Source organism: Escherichia sp. B1147, from assembly GCF_001660175.1.
Taxonomy (GTDB): Bacteria; Pseudomonadota; Gammaproteobacteria; order Enterobacterales; family Enterobacteriaceae; genus Escherichia; species Escherichia whittamii.
Genome location: NZ_LFHY01000015.1, coordinates 64,993 through 81,593 on the forward strand (window position 1 = coordinate 64,993; position 16,601 = coordinate 81,593).

General features: G+C 50.6%; 21 protein-coding genes. 9 read left to right on the forward strand and 12 right to left on the reverse strand.

The window, feature by feature from the left end; all coding sequences use genetic code 11:
- Window positions 1-74: 74 nt before the first annotated feature.
- The 3 genes from arcB (at window position 75) to mtgA (ending at window position 4,019) form a co-directional block, all read left to right on the forward strand.
- The gene (arcB, locus tag A9180_RS15240; RefSeq protein ID WP_064529511.1) at window positions 75-2,411 is read left to right on the forward strand and encodes an aerobic respiration two-component sensor histidine kinase ArcB; all 2,337 of its coding nucleotides are present in this window, start codon (window positions 75-77) and stop codon (window positions 2,409-2,411) included.
- 229 nt (window positions 2,412-2,640) lie between these two features.
- The gene (gene elbB / locus A9180_RS15245) at window positions 2,641-3,294 is read left to right on the forward strand and encodes an isoprenoid biosynthesis glyoxalase ElbB (RefSeq protein ID WP_064529512.1); all 654 of its coding nucleotides are present in this window, start codon (window positions 2,641-2,643) and stop codon (window positions 3,292-3,294) included.
- Window positions 3,291-4,019, forward strand: coding sequence for a monofunctional biosynthetic peptidoglycan transglycosylase (mtgA, locus tag A9180_RS15250; protein WP_064529513.1), 729 nt, complete (start codon window positions 3,291-3,293; stop codon window positions 4,017-4,019). Before elbB ends, mtgA begins: the two co-directional genes overlap by 4 nt.
- Here the strand turns inward: mtgA and yrbL are convergent.
- From yrbL to A9180_RS15310, 12 genes are all read right to left on the reverse strand, one after another.
- On the reverse strand, window positions 4,016-4,648 hold the full coding sequence (gene yrbL, locus A9180_RS15255; RefSeq protein ID WP_064529514.1) for a PhoP regulatory network protein YrbL: 633 nt from the start codon (window positions 4,646-4,648) through the stop codon (window positions 4,016-4,018). The genes mtgA and yrbL overlap by 4 nt on opposite strands.
- Before the next feature lie 222 nt (window positions 4,649-4,870).
- On the reverse strand, window positions 4,871-5,143 hold the full coding sequence (gene npr, locus A9180_RS15260; protein ID WP_000216792.1) for a PTS phosphocarrier protein NPr: 273 nt from the start codon (window positions 5,141-5,143) through the stop codon (window positions 4,871-4,873).
- The gene (gene rapZ, locus A9180_RS15265) at window positions 5,140-5,994 is read right to left on the reverse strand and encodes an RNase adapter RapZ (RefSeq protein ID WP_000243741.1); all 855 of its coding nucleotides are present in this window, start codon (window positions 5,992-5,994) and stop codon (window positions 5,140-5,142) included. Before rapZ ends, npr begins: the two co-directional genes overlap by 4 nt.
- 45 nt (window positions 5,995-6,039) lie before the next feature.
- Window positions 6,040-6,531 carry a PTS IIA-like nitrogen regulatory protein PtsN gene (ptsN, locus tag A9180_RS15270; protein ID WP_064529515.1) on the reverse strand — a complete coding sequence of 164 codons (492 nt, stop codon included), beginning with the start codon at window positions 6,529-6,531 and terminating at the stop codon, window positions 6,040-6,042.
- 117 nt (window positions 6,532-6,648) lie between these two features.
- Window positions 6,649-6,936, reverse strand: coding sequence for a ribosome hibernation promoting factor (gene hpf, locus A9180_RS15275; protein ID WP_001176602.1), 288 nt, complete (start codon window positions 6,934-6,936; stop codon window positions 6,649-6,651).
- A 22-nt stretch (window positions 6,937-6,958) separates the two neighbouring features.
- Window positions 6,959-8,392: an RNA polymerase factor sigma-54 gene (rpoN, locus tag A9180_RS15280; protein WP_064529516.1), complete on the reverse strand. Its 1,434-nt coding sequence runs from the start codon at window positions 8,390-8,392 to the stop codon at window positions 6,959-6,961.
- A 47-nt stretch (window positions 8,393-8,439) separates the two neighbouring features.
- On the reverse strand, window positions 8,440-9,165 hold the full coding sequence (gene lptB / locus A9180_RS15285; protein ID WP_000224099.1) for an LPS export ABC transporter ATP-binding protein: 726 nt from the start codon (window positions 9,163-9,165) through the stop codon (window positions 8,440-8,442).
- Between the two features lie 6 nt (window positions 9,166-9,171).
- Entirely contained in the window at window positions 9,172-9,729 is a 558-nt protein-coding gene (gene lptA, locus A9180_RS15290; protein WP_064529517.1) for a lipopolysaccharide ABC transporter substrate-binding protein LptA, read from the reverse strand.
- Window positions 9,698-10,273, reverse strand: a complete 576-nt coding sequence (gene lptC, locus A9180_RS15295; protein WP_064529518.1) for an LPS export ABC transporter periplasmic protein LptC — start codon at window positions 10,271-10,273, stop codon at window positions 9,698-9,700. The genes lptA and lptC overlap by 32 nt, the downstream gene beginning before the upstream one ends.
- On the reverse strand, window positions 10,270-10,836 hold the full coding sequence (gene kdsC, locus A9180_RS15300) for a 3-deoxy-manno-octulosonate-8-phosphatase KdsC (RefSeq protein ID WP_064529519.1): 567 nt from the start codon (window positions 10,834-10,836) through the stop codon (window positions 10,270-10,272). The genes lptC and kdsC overlap by 4 nt, the downstream gene beginning before the upstream one ends.
- 20 nt (window positions 10,837-10,856) lie before the next feature.
- Window positions 10,857-11,843 carry an arabinose-5-phosphate isomerase KdsD gene (gene kdsD / locus A9180_RS15305; protein WP_064529520.1) on the reverse strand — a complete coding sequence of 329 codons (987 nt, stop codon included), beginning with the start codon at window positions 11,841-11,843 and terminating at the stop codon, window positions 10,857-10,859.
- A gap of 13 nt (window positions 11,844-11,856) precedes the next feature.
- Complete coding sequence (locus A9180_RS15310) at window positions 11,857-12,834, reverse strand: calcium/sodium antiporter (protein ID WP_064529521.1); 978 nt, start codon at window positions 12,832-12,834, stop codon at window positions 11,857-11,859.
- A gap of 208 nt (window positions 12,835-13,042) precedes the next feature.
- Between A9180_RS15310 and mlaF the strand changes: the two genes are divergently transcribed.
- The 6 genes from mlaF (at window position 13,043) to ibaG (ending at window position 16,559) form a co-directional block, all read left to right on the forward strand.
- The gene (gene mlaF / locus A9180_RS15315; RefSeq protein WP_064529522.1) at window positions 13,043-13,852 is read left to right on the forward strand and encodes a phospholipid ABC transporter ATP-binding protein MlaF; all 810 of its coding nucleotides are present in this window, start codon (window positions 13,043-13,045) and stop codon (window positions 13,850-13,852) included.
- A 7-nt stretch (window positions 13,853-13,859) separates the two neighbouring features.
- A complete protein-coding gene (gene mlaE / locus A9180_RS15320; protein WP_000925795.1) occupies window positions 13,860-14,642 on the forward strand; it encodes a lipid asymmetry maintenance ABC transporter permease subunit MlaE in 783 nt (260 codons plus the stop codon).
- A 4-nt stretch (window positions 14,643-14,646) separates the two neighbouring features.
- Window positions 14,647-15,198 carry an outer membrane lipid asymmetry maintenance protein MlaD gene (mlaD, locus tag A9180_RS15325; protein WP_032185236.1) on the forward strand — a complete coding sequence of 184 codons (552 nt, stop codon included), beginning with the start codon at window positions 14,647-14,649 and terminating at the stop codon, window positions 15,196-15,198.
- Between the two features lie 18 nt (window positions 15,199-15,216).
- Entirely contained in the window at window positions 15,217-15,852 is a 636-nt protein-coding gene (mlaC, locus tag A9180_RS15330; protein ID WP_064529523.1) for a phospholipid-binding protein MlaC, read from the forward strand.
- Entirely contained in the window at window positions 15,852-16,145 is a 294-nt protein-coding gene (gene mlaB / locus A9180_RS15335) for a lipid asymmetry maintenance protein MlaB (RefSeq protein ID WP_064529524.1), read from the forward strand. Before mlaC ends, mlaB begins: the two co-directional genes overlap by 1 nt.
- Window positions 16,146-16,304: 159 nt before the next feature.
- Window positions 16,305-16,559, forward strand: coding sequence for a BolA family iron metabolism protein IbaG (gene ibaG, locus A9180_RS15340; protein WP_010379217.1), 255 nt, complete (start codon window positions 16,305-16,307; stop codon window positions 16,557-16,559).
- The last annotated feature ends 42 nt before the right edge of the window (window positions 16,560-16,601 follow it).

Below are 16,601 nucleotides of genomic sequence, written 5' to 3' on the forward strand. Positions count from 1 at the left end.
TTTCTTACACAATTTATAACGTAACTGTCAGAATTGGGTATTATTGTGGCAGATTGATGTGAAGGAATCCCCTAATGAAGCAAATTCGTCTGCTGGCGCAGTACTATGTTGACCTGATGATGAAGTTAGGTCTGGTGCGCTTCTCAATGCTGCTGGCATTGGCCCTCGTCGTACTTGCCATCGTGGTACAAATGGCGGTGACCATGGTGCTGCATGGCCAGGTCGAAAGTATTGATGTTATCCGCTCAATTTTCTTTGGTTTGTTGATTACGCCATGGGCGGTCTACTTTCTTTCGGTAGTCGTTGAGCAACTCGAGGAGTCGCGGCAACGCCTGTCACGCCTGGTGCAAAAGCTGGAGGAGATGCGCGAGCGCGATCTAAGCCTCAACGTACAGCTGAAAGATAATATTACCCAGCTTAATCAGGAAATTGCCGTTCGCGAAAAAGCAGAAGCCGAATTGCAGGAAACCTTCGGTCAGCTGAAAATTGAAATCAAAGAGCGCGAAGAGACGCAAATTCAGCTCGAGCAACAATCCTCGTTCTTACGTTCCTTCCTTGATGCTTCACCCGATCTGGTTTTTTACCGTAACGAAGATAAAGAGTTTTCCGGCTGTAACCGTGCGATGGAACTGCTGACCGGAAAAAGCGAAAAACAGCTGGTGCATTTGAAACCTGCGGACGTTTACTCGCCGGAAGCCGCAGCGAAAGTCATTGAAACCGACGAGAAAGTGTTCCGTCATAATGTGTCACTGACCTATGAACAGTGGCTGGATTATCCGGACGGACGCAAAGCCTGCTTTGAAATCCGTAAAGTGCCGTACTACGACCGCGTGGGTAAACGCCACGGCTTAATGGGGTTTGGCCGCGACATTACCGAGCGTAAGCGTTATCAGGATGCGCTCGAACGCGCCAGCCGCGATAAAACAACTTTTATCTCCACCATCAGTCATGAGTTGCGTACGCCGCTGAACGGTATCGTCGGCCTAAGCCGAATTCTGCTGGATACAGAACTCACCGCCGAGCAGGAAAAATATCTCAAAACTATCCATGTTTCCGCCATCACTCTGGGCAATATCTTCAACGATATTATTGATATGGATAAGATGGAGCGACGTAAAGTTCAGCTCGATAACCAGCCGGTTGATTTCACCAGCTTCCTGGCCGATCTGGAAAATCTCTCCGCACTGCAGGCGCAACAAAAAGGTTTGCGTTTTGTTCTTGAACCAACACTGCCGTTGCCGCATCAGGTCATTACCGACGGGACTCGCTTACGCCAGATCCTGTGGAACTTAATCAGTAACGCCGTGAAATTCACCCAGAAGGGCCAGGTGACTGTTCGCGTACGTTATGACGACGGCGACATGCTGCATTTTGAAGTGGAAGACTCCGGTATCGGTATTCCACAGAATGAACTGGATAAAATTTTCGCCATGTATTACCAGGTGAAAGACAGCCATGGTGGCAAACCTGCAACCGGTACTGGTATTGGTCTGGCGGTTTCTCGTCGGCTGGCGAAAAATATGGGTGGTGATATCACTGTTACCAGCGAACAAGGTAAAGGCTCGACCTTTACCCTGACGATCCACGCGCCGTCGGTAGCGGAAGAAGTGGATGACGCATTTGACGAAGATGATATGCCTTTACCTGCGCTGAATGTGTTGTTGGTAGAAGACATTGAGCTGAACGTCATCGTTGCCCGTTCTGTGCTGGAAAAACTGGGCAACAGCGTTGATGTGGCAATGTCTGGTAAGGCAGCACTGGAGATGTTTAAGCCAGGCGAATACGACCTTGTATTGCTGGATATTCAGTTACCAGATATGACCGGGCTGGATATATCACGCGAACTGACGAAGCGTTATCCGCGTGAAGATTTACCACCGCTGGTGGCCTTAACCGCCAACGTGCTGAAAGATAAACAAGAGTACCTTAATGCTGGAATGGATGATGTGCTGAGTAAGCCACTGTCAGTACCGGCGCTAACCGCGATGATCAAGAAATTCTGGGATACCCAGGATGATGAGGAGAGCACGGTGACGACAGAAGAGAGTGGTAAATCAGAAGCATTGCTCGATATTCCCATGTTGGAACAGTATCTCGAACTTGTAGGACCGAAGCTGATCACTGACGGATTGGCCGTGTTTGAGAAGATGATGCCGGGCTATGTCAGCGTACTGGAGTCGAATCTGACGGCACAGGACAAAAAAGGCATCGTTGAGGAAGGGCATAAAATCAAAGGCGCAGCGGGTTCAGTGGGATTACGCCATCTACAACAGCTTGGCCAGCAAATTCAGTCACCAGACCTTCCTGCGTGGGAAGATAATGTTGGTGAATGGATTGAAGAGATGAAAGAAGAGTGGCGTCACGACGTAGAAGTGCTGAAAGCGTGGGTGGCAAAAGCCGCTAAAAAATGACCCCGGCTAAACCGGGGTGCGCGAATACTGCGCCAACACCAGGGAAATCTTGGCTGCGCCGTAAATTTTTATGATAAGTAACAAAGGCACAGCACTGTTTTTCAGGCCGTATGCAGTTAAGATAGCAAATCTTAAATGATTTGTTACATGAATCAGTTAAATGTGTGATGCGTAGCGTTTTTATTAAAAAAATTAATGTGTTTCAGTTAATTGCGAAAGGATGATCACAATGAAGAAAATTGGCGTAGTTCTGAGCGGATGCGGCGTCTATGACGGTTCTGAAATTCATGAAGCGGTATTGACGTTATTAGCGATATCACGCAGCGGCGCACAGGCAGTTTGTTTTGCTCCAGATAAGCAGCAGGTTGATGTCATCAACCATTTAACCGGTGAAGCAATGGCGGAAACGCGCAATGTGTTGATTGAAGCGGCACGTATTACGCGTGGTGAGATCCGTCCTCTGGCCCAGGCTGATGCCGCCGAACTGGATGCGTTAATTGTGCCAGGCGGATTTGGCGCGGCAAAGAATTTAAGTAATTTTGCTAGTCTTGGCAGTGAATGCAGCGTAGACCGTGAGTTAAAGGCGCTGGCGCAAGCAATGCATCAGGCCGGGAAACCGCTTGGCTTTATGTGCATTGCCCCGGCAATGTTGCCGAAAATTTTCAATTTCCCGCTGCGTTTGACCATCGGTACAGATATCGATACCGCTGAAGTACTGGAAGAGATGGGCGCGGAACATGTGCCGTGTCCGGTAGATGATATTGTCGTTGATGAAGACAATAAGATTGTCACCACGCCTGCGTATATGTTGGCACAGAGCATTGCGGAAGCAGCAAGCGGCATTGATAAGCTGGTTTCCCGCGTGCTGGTTCTGGCGGAATGAGCAAACGCCGCGTAACGGCGTTCGGTTTCGTTCGCCGTTTCATTCTGCGGTTATTGAGTGTCCTCGTTGTGTTTTGGGGCGGGGGGATAGCGCTGTTTAGCATAGCGCCGGTCCCGTTTTCTGCGGTGATGGTCGAGCGACAGCTAAGTGCCTGGCTGCACGGTAACTTCCGTTACATGGCGCATTCTGATTGGGTCAGTATGGATCAAATCTCGCCGTGGATGGGGCTGGCGGTGATTGCCGCAGAAGATCAGAAATTCCCCGAGCACTGGGGTTTTGATGTCGCTTCCATTGAGAAAGCCCTGGCGCACAACGAGCGCAATGAAAACCGCATTCGCGGCGCATCAACAATTTCGCAGCAGACAGCCAAAAATCTCTTTTTGTGGGATGGGCGTAGCTGGGTACGAAAAGGGCTGGAAGCCGGATTAACACTGGGGATAGAAACGGTCTGGAGCAAAAAGCGCATCCTGACGGTTTACCTGAATATCGCTGAATTTGGCGACGGTGTGTTTGGTGTTGAAGCTGCGGCACAACGTTATTTTCATAAACCAGCCAGTAAACTCACTCAGTCGGAAGCGGCGTTACTGGCGGCAGTGTTACCGAGCCCACTACGCTTTAAAGCTTCCGCACCGTCAGGCTACGTGCGTAGCCGTCAGGCGTGGATTTTACGACAGATGCATCAGTTGGGCGGTGAGTCGTTTATGCAGCAATACCAGTTGTATTAAGCTTCGCGTGAGGAGAGGGCGAGCTTTTTGCTTTCTCGAGGTTGCGCCTCTTTTTGCAGAGCAACAGATAACGCTGGTTGAGCGATAAAACGTCGCCACAGCCGCTGTTGTTTACGCAAACAACACCACTTCGACCACGTCGCCAGTGGAATCAACGTGCTTTCACCAATGTTGTCACAGACGACGGGGATAATTTCTGACTCACTGATGCGGTGGCAGAGGATATTCTGCGGCTTCAGCGACATCGTCACGATGTGATTATCCTGCAAATAACGCTTTAACTGTTTCAACAACTGACGCAGTTGCGCGATATCTTCTTCGTAATGGCATTGTTTAGCAAATTCGCTCAGTGTAATAGACGGTTTGCCATCGAAATCGGCAATGACATCGTAGACATAACCGGTTCCGCAATCAGTCTCAACTGTACCGTGATAGCGCGGAATACCGCTCCAGTCTTTCAAACGACGGCCAAGATGCGCATAGTACTTTAACTCACGGCGGATCTCTTTATCACCACCGTCGCCACGGTGGTGGACAATCTTAATACAGCGTTGGGCATCTTCCGGATGCGCATAACATTTCCGATGTCTTCCGGTGCCCAGGGGACTTTGTTCAGATAAGCGAATCATGCCATCTCCTGGAGGTTTTTTCTGACTGCCTCCAGTATGAGGACTTAACTTAAACAAAACCTAAACAACACTTTTTAAGGTTTTCTTAAGGTTTTATGCGTACAGGAAAGCGCACGAAATGTACAATTTGCGAGAAATGGAGCCAGTTGGGGCTTGTGCTTTTTTCGCCCGTCAGGGCGGAAGGTGCATGTCTGAGGGAATCAGGCGTCAGAATGACGAAGATTAATCTTCGTCAAAACCTGAGTTAAAGAGGGCGATGACGGCGGCCAGTGCCTCGACTTCCTGCGGGCCGGTCGCTTCGACTTCTATCTGTCGTCCTTTGGCAGAATCCAGCATCAACAGCGCAATAACGCTGTTGGCTTCAGCCTCGGTGCCTTCATCATTACGTAAAAGCACTTCGGCGTCAAAACCCTGCATTAATTCAAACAGTTTCATAGCAGGCCGGGCATGCATGCCCAGCTTGTTAGTGATTTCAACGGTTTGTTTGACGGTCATGGTTTACGTTTTTCCAGCGTGCGATGGCGTGACTGGACGTTTTTACCGCGTGAGCGGAAGTAGTCTGCCAACTGTTCTGCAATATACACCGAACGGTGTTTCCCGCCAGTACAACCAATAGCGACCGTCAGGTAGCTACGGTTGTTGGTTTCCAGCATAGGTAACCATAGCTCAAGATAGCTACGCGTCTGGTAGATAAAATTGTGTACTTCTGTGTGTCTGTCGAGGAACGCGGCGACAGGTTTATCAAGGCCCGTCATCGGACGCAGTTTCGGATCCCAGTGCGGGTTCGGCAGGAAACGTACGTCAAAGACGTAATCCGCATCGATAGGAATACCGTGCTTGAAGCCGAAGGACTCAAAGACCATTGTCAGTTCACGCTCGCGTTTACCCAGCAGACGGGTACGCAACATTTCTGCCAGTTCGTGAACGGACATTTCAGATGTATCGACAATCAGATCAGCGCGCGAACGCAGCGGCTCCAGAAGATCGCTTTCTTTGTCGATAGCACTTTCCAGCGACAGGTTTTTGCTGGAAAGCGGATGCAGGCGACGAGTATCGCTGTAACGACGAATCAGCGTGTTGCGATCGGCATCGAGAAACAGGAGTTGCGGTGAGAAAGCATCAGGCAGATTGCTCATCGCCTGTTCGAATATTTCTGGCGACTCTGGCATATTGCGAACATCAATGCTGACGGCGGCAGAAATTTCGCGATCGGCCAGAGTCCGAGCCAGATCGGGTAACAGCACCACGGGAAGGTTATCCACGCAGTAAAAACCCATATCTTCCAGCGCACGCAGGGCGACAGATTTGCCTGACCCTGAACGTCCGCTGACGATCATCAGTACCATGTACTGTTTCTCCTCACAACGTCTAAAAGAGACATTACAGAATGACTACGTTTCATCCGGAGTACCTTCGGTATCCGTAATGATTTGATACAGCTCTTCATCGCTCTGGGCTGCACGTAAACGGCGGCAGATAGTTTTGTCCGCCAGACGTTTCGCGACCAGCGAAAGAGTATGCAGGTGCGTTTTGGTTTGGTCTGCGGGTACCAACAGGGCAAAAAGTAAGTCTACCGGCTGGTTGTCGATGGCATCGAAAGCAATGGGTGTTTCTAGCTGAACGAAAACGCCAACAGCGCGTAGGGTATCTTCTTCCAGTTTGCCGTGCGGAATGGCAATGCCATTACCAATACCGGTACTGCCCATTTTTTCCCGCGTCAGAATAGCTTCAAAAACCACCTGTGGCGGCAGGCTAAGTTGTTTTGCCGCCAGTTCGCTGATGATTTCCAGGGCGCGTTTTTTGCTCTGACAGTGGACGCGACTTCGCGTACATTCCCTGTTAAGAACACTGTTAAGCTGTAGAGTTGTATCATTATTTGTCATAATTTCACCTAAGAATCTGCCCACTCAAACAGTGGGACAGATTCGGAGCATTAACCGTACAAATGGCCTGTTGTGCCATACAACAGGCCGCCATGCACTTGCTAATTGCCCGGACAATTAGTGTTGTTTCAATTTGTCTTTATGCTTGGTTAGCTGACGTGCCAACTTATCAATTAAGCCATCAATGGCGGCGTACATGTCCTGACCTTCCGCGCTGGCATGAATTTCGCCACCGTTAACATGCAGTGTTGCATCTGAGGTGTGGGTGACTTTCTCCACTTTCAGAACAACATAAACCTGGTTGATTCGGTCAAAATATTGCTCAAGTTTGGCAAACTTTGAGGTGACAAATTCGCGCAGGGCCTCGGTGATCTCGACGTTATTTCCGGTAATGTTGAGCTGCATAGTGTCTTCCTTATCGGTTGGGTCAAACGAGCTGTTTACGCTGGTTTGACGGCGGAATGGATAAAGACTCTCGGTACTTCGCAACAGTGCGGCGTGCCACCATGATACCTTGTTCCGACAACAAAGAGGTTAACTTGCTGTCGCTCAACGGTTTCGCTGGGTTTTCCGCCGCGATTAATTTCTTCACCAGCGCACGAATCGCCGTGGAAGATGCTTCGCCACCCCCTTCGGTATTGACGTGGCTGGAAAAGAAATACTTCAGTTCAAAAATGCCTCGTGGACTATGCAGGTATTTTTGCGTGGTCACGCGAGATATCGTCGATTCATGCATTTCGACGGCCTGGGCGATATCAGCCAGCACCATCGGTTTCATATATTCTTCGCCTTGCTCAAAGAAGGCTTGCTGTTGTTCAACAATACAGCGACTGACGCGCAGCAGTGTATCGTTACGGCTCTCCAGACTTTTTATCAACCATTTGGCATCCTGCAGATTGCTGCGGATAAACTGGTTGTCACCATCGTTGCGTGTGCTGTTACACATCGAGGCATAATGCTGGTTGATTTGCAGACGTGGAATACTGTCGCTGTTGAGTTCAACCGTCCAGTGGCCGTTATGCTTACGCACCAGCACATCAGGGATGACATATTCCGGTTCACCGGTCTGGATCGACTGACCGGGACGTGGATCGAGTGACTGGATCAGATTGACGGCTTCTTTCAGCACATCTTCTTTCAGACGTGTGACGCGCATTAACGTACGGAAGTCGTGATTCGCCAGCAGATCAAGATGATCGCTAATGATCAGTCGGGCCTCTTCCAGCCACGGCGTGTTTTTGTCGAATTGGGAGAGTTGGATCAACAGGCAGTCGCGCAGATCTTTTGCCGCCACGCCGACCGGGTCAAAGCGTTGGATTCGTTTGAGGACAGCTTCAATTTCATCGATGTCGATCTCTTCATCGCCCATGCTTTCGAGAATATCTTCCAGCGGGACGGTCAGATAACCGGTGTCATCAACGGCATCGACGATGGAGGTGGCGATAGCGCGATCGGTGTCAGAAAACGGTGTCAGCTCAACCTGCCACATCAGGTAATCTTGCAAGGTCTGCGTTGTTTCGCCCTGATAGACCGGCAATTCATCGTCGATGTAGTCACCGCTGGTGCCAGAGGGCGTACCGGCGGTGTAGATGGTGTCCCAACTGGCATCGAGCGGCAGTTCTTCCGGCATCTCTTTTTGCTCGAGCGCGTCGGCGGTGTCCAGCGTTTCGCTGTCCGGCGTTTCACGAGTATCGATTTCATCATGAGTGTCGATTTGCTCAAGCAGTGGATTACTCTCCAGCGCCTGCTGCAACTCCTGTTGAAGTTCCAGCGTGGACAGCTGCAACAGACGAATTGCCTGTTGTAGCTGAGGCGTCATCGCCAGTTGCTGACTAAGCCTGAGTTGCAAACCTTGCTTCATGTTCAGAATCGTACTCTCCTGCTAAAACGTCGCGAGCTTCTACCCTATCAGAGTCTGAAGTCTTCCCCAAGGTATACACGCTTAACGTGTTCGTCTTGTAAGATTTCTGTCGGCGTGCCATGAGCGATTAAATGCCCCTGACTGACGATATAAGCGCGTTCACAAACAGCTAGCGTTTCACGCACGTTATGGTCGGTGATAAGCACGCCCAGGCCGCTATCGCGCAGGTGTTCAATGATACGTTTGATGTCGATAACCGAGATCGGGTCAACCCCAGCAAACGGTTCATCGAGGAGGATAAATTTCGGATTCGCAGCCAGTGCGCGCGCAATTTCTACACGACGGCGTTCACCACCGGAGAGTGATTGCCCCATGCTGTCGCGTAAATGCTCAATGTGGAACTCTTCCATCAACTCGTTCGCGCGATCTTCACGCTGTTCAGCGGATAAGTCATCACGAATTTGCAGTACCGCCATCAGGTTATCGTAAACGCTGAGGCGACGGAAAATAGAGGCTTCCTGCGGCAAATAGCCGATACCACGACGCGCGCGCGCATGCAGTGGCAGCAGGCTGATATCGTCGTCATCAATAATAATGTTGCCCGCATCGCGCGGCACAATGCCAACGACCATGTAGAAAGTCGTCGTCTTACCGGCACCGTTTGGCCCCAGCAAACCGACAATCTCCCCGGAGTTGACGGTCAGGCTGACGTCTTCCACCACGCGGCGGCCTTTATAGGCTTTTGCAAGGTTCTTTGCAGTTAAAGTTGCCATAACGAATTAATTACCCTTCTTCTGCGCCGGGGTCTGGCCTTTGTTGTTTTTGTCCTGCAACTGTGACGGCACCAGAACGGTGGTCACACGCTTACCTTTGTCACTGAAAGCCTGCATTTTCTGCTCTTTCACCAGGTAAGTGATCTTATCGCCCTTAATATTGCTATCGACCTGTTGCAGATAAGCATTACCGGTGAGCACGACGAAATCTTTCGCCAGTTCGTAATGCATCTGGGATGCATGGCCTTCGACTGGCTTGCCGTTATCCTGCATTTGATAGAAGGTGGCCGGGTTGCCGTAACCGTCGATCACTTCCTTGCCTTGTTCACCACCCGGACGGGTAACGACCACTTTATCGGCATTAATTTTAATGGTGCCTTGAGTCACGACGACATTACCGGTGAAAGTGACCACGTTGCCTTGCATATCAAGAGATTGCTGGTCCGACTCAATGTGGATCGGTTGGTCAGTATCTCCGGTAACGGCAAATGCCGGAATGCTGGCGGCCAGAAGTGAGCTGGCAAGCACAAGATTAAGGCTGAGTTTGTTTGTTTTGAATTTCATAAGATGTTCTAACCTTTTCAATCAGCTCGGCATTCTTGCTGCGTAAGTTGCCGCGCATTTTCAGACCGCTGGAGTTAAATGTTGTTCCGTATAACGTGACGAGGTCTTCAGAGGTAACATCCTGCGTCACCAGATTGATCTGCGCGTTATCCGTCGTGATTCTGCGAAGTTGAGAGTCTGGCACGAGTGCGTTGACTTCAACGTGTCCATATAAATAGAGCATCCGGTCATTGGTTAGCTTGGCTTTATCTGCTTTAACCGACCATGTCGGGATTTTATCCTTATCAAACGTGGTAAGTACTGGTTGCGTAAACCACGAAACGGCCTGATCGGAATAATATTCAACGTGTTGAGCAATCAATCGATAGCTTAAGGCTCCTTCTGGGTTATAGACGAGCGTGTCCGTATGCTCGCTTTTATAGGTGGGATCATTGTTGTTGACGACCACCTGGGCGGTATCGTCTTTCTCGGTCATGTTAACGCCGATCATCACCAGAACCGCCAGTGATAGCACAATGATAACCCAACGTCTGGCTTTACTCATATCGATTGCCCTTTGGCTTCATCCAGTTTGCCCTGCGCCAGAAGTAATAAGTCGCAAACTTCACGAACCGCGCCGCGACCGCCAGCAATGCGCGTCACGTAATCAGCGCGCGGAATCAATAGCGGATGCGCATCGGCTACGGCCACGCTTAAGCCCACTTTTTCCATTACTGGCCAGTCGATAAGATCATCACCAACGTAAGCCACGTTTTCTGGCGCGATCGCCAGTTTTTCCAGCAGATCGCCAAAGGCGATAAGCTTGTTTGATTGCCCCTGATACAGATGGGTGATCCCTAATGTTGCACACCGATCTTCTACCAGTTTAGCCTTTCGTCCAGTAATGATGGCGACTTCAATATCAGAGGTGAGCGCACAGCGGATACCATAACCGTCACGAACGTTGAACGCTTTCAGCTCTTCGCCATTGTTACCCATATAAATCAGGCCATCTGACAATACGCCATCAACGTCGAGGATCAGCAGACGAATGTTCTCTGCTTTTGCCATCACATCGGCGCTAACAGGGCCGTAACAGGTCGCAAGCGACGCACCTGCTTTACTCATTGTTGTTTATCCTTGAATCTTTACACTACGCCAGCACGCAATAAATCGTGCATATGTAACACACCGAGTAAATAGTCGCCATCGGCAACCATTACGGAAGTGATATGGCGGGATTGCATTAAGTTCAGCGCCTCAACGGCCAGAATGCCAGGACGTACACGAATTCCCCCCGGCGTCATCACATCGGCAATACCTAACTGACGGACATCCACGCCCATATCGAAGACACGGCGTAAATCACCGTCGGTAAAGATGCCTTCAATCATCATATTGTCATCGCAAATGACGGTCATACCAAGATTTTTGCGGGTGACTTCCAGCAGCGCATCGCGCAGGCTGGCCGTTTTCTTGACATGCGGGATCTCGTCGCCCGTATGCATAATATCGCTGACGCGCAGCAGAAGTTTACGACCTAGTGCGCCGCCTGGATGCGAAAGTGCAAAATCCTCGGCGGTAAAGCCGCGCGCTTTCAACAAGGCGACGGCGAGCGCATCTCCCATGACCAGCGTCGCGGTAGTGCTGCTGGTTGGCGCCAGCCCTAACGGACAGGCTTCCTTCGCTACTTTAACACACAGATGCACGTCTGCTGCGCGTGCCATGCTGCTCTCCGGACGACCGGTGATGCAAATTAACGGCACATGCAGGCGTTTGAGTACCGGGATTAAGGCCGTGATTTCGCTGGATTCACCTGAGTTAGAAATCGCAATAACCACGTCCTGCGGGGTGACCATGCCTAAATCGCCATGTGCGGCCTCACCGGGATGGACGAAAAATGACGGAGTACCGGTGCTGGCAAAGGTTGCTGCCATTTTGCGCCCAATGTGTCCCGATTTACCCATTCCCATGACCACGACTTTACCTTTACACCAGAACATCTTTTCACAGGCGAGCGTGAAATTCTGATTGATGTATTGATCAAGCTCTGCCAGGCATTCACGTTCAATCGCCAGGACTTCTTTACCTGCTTGCTGAAAGTCAAAACCCGGTTGCAACTCTACGTGCGACATAATGCGTTTCCAGTTATTCAACGAGTATTGGCGATAACCAGTACAACATCGCCAGCCATACGACAAATCCGCCTGTTAATAATACCCCAATGCCACGGCCTGGTTGCGGGGTGCGCCGCCAGCATAGCAACGCAAAAATAATGCTGACCAACAGCATCACGCTGCAGTCACGACTGTATGCTAGTGGGTTAACCTCCCCGGGCGTTATCAGCGCGGGTAAACCCAGCACGATGACAATATTAAAAATGTTTGCGCCAATGATATTACCGACAGCGATGTCGTTTTCACCTTTGCGAAAACCGGCTATCGCGGTTGCCAGTTCCGGCAAACTAGTGCCGATAGCGATTGCCGTCAGACCAATAGTCAACTCGCTGATGGCAAAGTAATTCGCCAGTACAGTGGCGTTATCAATCACCATCCGCGTTGCTACCGGCATGATAATCAATGCAATGCCGAGCCATAAAAACGCGACAGGCAAACCACCTTCGCGCGGTAACTCTGCAAGCTGTTCTCTGGTCAGGCTGTCAGTTCCCTGACGTTCTGCCTGACGTGCAAGTTTAACAATGAACAGCAGCCATAGCACAGCCAGAAAGAGGAGAAAGATACCATCGCTGCGACCAAGTTGTCCGTCATAGAGTACGGAACCGGCCACCACACTGACTAATAACATTAATGGTAATTCACGGCGCAGAACATCGGAATGGACGGTAAAAGGGCGCACCAGCGCAGCCAGACCGAGGATCAGTAAAATATTGATTATGTTTGAGCCGAGTGCTGTGCCGACGGCTAGATCTCGTTGTTCATGCAGCGACGCGGCAAGCGAAACGATTATTTCTGGAAGTGACGTGCCAATACTGACTACGGTCATGCCAATGATCAGTGGCTGGATGCCAAAAGAGCGGCAAAGTATAGAGGCGGCAAATACCAGACGGTCGGCACTGTAAACGACCAAAAGTAAACCAACAATTAACAGTGCCGTAGCTAAAAGCATCTAACGTCCTTTCTTCAGGTATACTCGCCGGTCGCTGAAGATTTTCAGAAAGCCGAGACGGATTCTTAATTTTGACTTTATGCAGCTAAAAAGTAAAACAAATGCCAGCTTTCGCTAACCACCGCGGGTAATATTCTGTAAATATGTTGGGTTCAAGGTTAAATTGAGCGCCATGCTTAGAAAATCAACGCAAGACGAAGGGTGAATTATGGAGCAGTCTGTGGCGAATTTAGTCGATATGCGCGATGTCAGTTTTACGCGTGGCAATCGCTGCATCTTCGATAATATTTCCCTGACCGTGCCGCGAGGAAAGATCACGGCAATCATGGGGCCATCGGGCATCGGTAAAACGACGCTACTCCGTCTGATTGGGGGGCAAATCGCGCCAGATCACGGCGAGATCCTTTTTGATGGTGAGAATATTCCGGCGATGTCTCGTTCGCGCCTGTATACCGTGCGTAAACGGATGAGCATGTTGTTTCAGTCCGGAGCGCTGTTCACCGATATGAACGTTTTTGACAACGTCGCTTATCCACTGCGCGAGCATACTCACCTTCCTGCGCCGTTGCTGCATAGCACTGTGATGATGAAGCTGGAAGCCGTGGGGCTACGCGGAGCGGCTAAACTTATGCCATCGGAGCTTTCAGGCGGGATGGCGCGTCGTGCGGCGCTGGCGCGTGCAATTGCGCTGGAGCCGGATCTCATCATGTTTGATGAACCGTTTGTTGGGCAAGATCCCATCACTATGGGCGTACTGGTGAAGCTGATTTCCGAGCTGAACAGCGCGCTGGGCGTAACCTGTGTGGTGGTTTCTCACGATGTGCCGGAAGTCTTAAGTATTGCGGATCACGCCTGGATCCTGGCGGACAAAAAAATTGTCGCTCATGGTAGCGCCCAGGCGTTGCAGGCGAATCCTGATCCTCGCGTACGTCAGTTTCTGGACGGGATTGCTGACGGGCCAGTTCCGTTCCGCTATCCTGCCGGCGATTATCACGCTGATCTTTTACCAGGGAGTTAAGCCACTCATGCTGTTAAATGCGCTGGCGTCGCTCGGACATAAAGGGATTAAAACCCTGAGAACGTTCGGGCGGGCCGGGTTAATGTTATTCAATGCGCTGGTCGGCAAACCGGAATTTCGCAAACATGCGCCGCTGTTGGTGCGTCAGCTCTATAATGTCGGCGTCCTGTCGATGCTGATTATTGTGGTTTCTGGCGTGTTCATTGGAATGGTGCTGGGTCTGCAAGGTTATCTGGTGCTAACCACTTATAGTGCGGAAACCAGTTTGGGGATGCTGGTGGCCTTGTCGCTGCTGCGCGAACTGGGGCCGGTGGTTGCAGCACTGCTGTTTGCCGGACGTGCTGGTTCGGCGTTAACCGCAGAAATCGGTTTGATGCGTGCCACAGAACAGCTCTCCAGCATGGAGATGATGGCGGTGGATCCACTGCGCCGCGTCATTTCCCCGCGTTTCTGGGCCGGGGTAATTTCACTACCGCTGCTGACGGTAATTTTCGTCGCCGTGGGGATCTGGGGCGGATCGCTGGTTGGTGTCAGTTGGAAAGGCATTGATAGTGGGTTCTTCTGGTCGGCAATGCAAAACGCCGTCGACTGGCGTATGGATCTGGTCAACTGTCTGATTAAGAGCGTGGTGTTCGCCATTACGGTGACGTGGATTTCGCTGTTTAACGGTTATGACGCCATCCCGACCTCTGCCGGGATTAGCCGGGCAACCACTCGTACCGTTGTCCACTCGTCTCTGGCCGTACTGGGGCTGGATTTTGTGCTGACCGCATTGATGTTTGGGAATTGAGTTCATGCAAACGAAAAAAAATGAAATTTGGGTGGGTATCTTTTTATTAGCAGCACTGTTGGCGGCGCTGTTTGTTTGCCTGAAGGCGGCAAACGTGACGTCAATGCGAACTGAACCGACCTACACGCTTTATGCGACGTTCGATAATATCGGCGGCCTGAAAGCGCGCTCTCCGGTTAGTATTGGTGGCGTTGTTGTAGGCCGGGTTGCGGATATTACGCTGGACCCAAAAACCTATCTACCGCGCGTGACGCTGGAAATTGAACAACGTTATAACCACATTCCTGATACCAGTTCGTTGAGCATTCGTACTTCCGGTCTGCTTGGGGAACAATATCTGGCATTAAACGTCGGTTTTGAAGACCCTGAGCTGGGTACTGCTATCCTGAAGGATGGCGATACGATTCAGGACACCAAATCTGCGATGGTTCTGGAAGATCTCATTGGTCAGTTCCTTTACGGCAGTAAAGGTGATGACAATAAGAATAGTGGCGATGCGCCAGCCGCTGCGCCAGGTAATAATGAAACCACTGAACCTGTGGGTACAACGAAATAATTTCAGGAGAACCGACGCATGTTTAAACGTCTAATGATGGTCGCTTTGCTAATGATTGCATCGCTGAGTGCGGCAACCGCGGCAGATCAGACCAATCCGTATAAACTGATGGACGAGGCGGCGCAGAAAACGTTCGATCGCCTGAAGAATGAACAATCGCAAATTCGGGCTAACCCGGATTATCTGCGTACCATCGTCGATCAAGAGCTGCTACCGTACGTACAGATAAAATACGCCGGTGCGCTGGTACTGGGTCAGTACTACAAAAGCGCGACCCCAGCCCAGCGTGAAGCCTACTTTGCCGCTTTCCATGAGTATCTGAAGCAGGCTTACGGTCAGGCACTGGCGATGTATCACGGTCAGACCTATCAGATTGCGCCGGAACAGCCGTTGGGTGATAAAACCATTGTACCTATCCGCGTCACCATTATTGACCCGAATGGTCGTCCGCCAGTACGCCTGGATTTCCAGTGGCGTAAAAACTCTCAGACTGGCAAGTGGCAGGCTTACGACATGATTGCCGAAGGCGTCAGCATGATCACCACGAAACAAAATGAGTGGGGAACGCTGCTTCGTACCAAAGGCATTGACGGTCTGACCGCGCAACTGAAATCGATTTCTCAGCAGAAAATTACGCTGGAAGAGAAAAAATAATGAGCGAGTCACTGAGCTGGATGCAGACGGACGACACTCTGGTATTAACCGGAGAGTTGGATCAGGACGTACTGCTGCCGCTTTGGGAAATGCGTGACGAAGTGGTGAGGGGGATTACCCGCATCGATCTTAGTCGCGTATCCCGCGTTGATACAGGTGGACTGGCGCTGCTGCTCCATCTGATCGATTTGGCGAAAAAGCAGGGCAATAGCGTGACGCTTCAGGGGGTAAACGACAAGGTGTATACCCTGGCAAAATTGTATAATTTGCCGTCTGATGTCCTGCCTCGTTAATTTTTTTCAGGCTGGATAAGGCGTTACCCGCCTGTCCGGCAAACCTACCAGTAAGCCGAGCCTTGTCTGATTAATCAGCAAGGCTTTTTGCTTATTTATGACAGCGCAACTTTGCTCTAAGATGTTTCGCTGGTTTATTAACTGATGAATGAAGATCCCATGGAAAATAATGAAATTCAGAGCGTGCTGATGAACGCTCTTTCCCTCCAGGAAGTCCACGTTTCCGGCGATGGCAGCCACTTTCAGGTTATTGCCGTGGGTGAGATGTTTGATGGCATGAGCCGGGTTAAAAAACAGCAGACGGTTTACGGTCCGCTGATGGAGTATATTGCGGATAACCGCATTCATGCTGTGTCGATCAAAGCGTATACCCCTGCGGAGTGGGCGCGCGATCGCAAACTGAACGGCTTTTGAGCTATGGGCGATACGCCGGTAGCGGATATGAATTGTTAACTG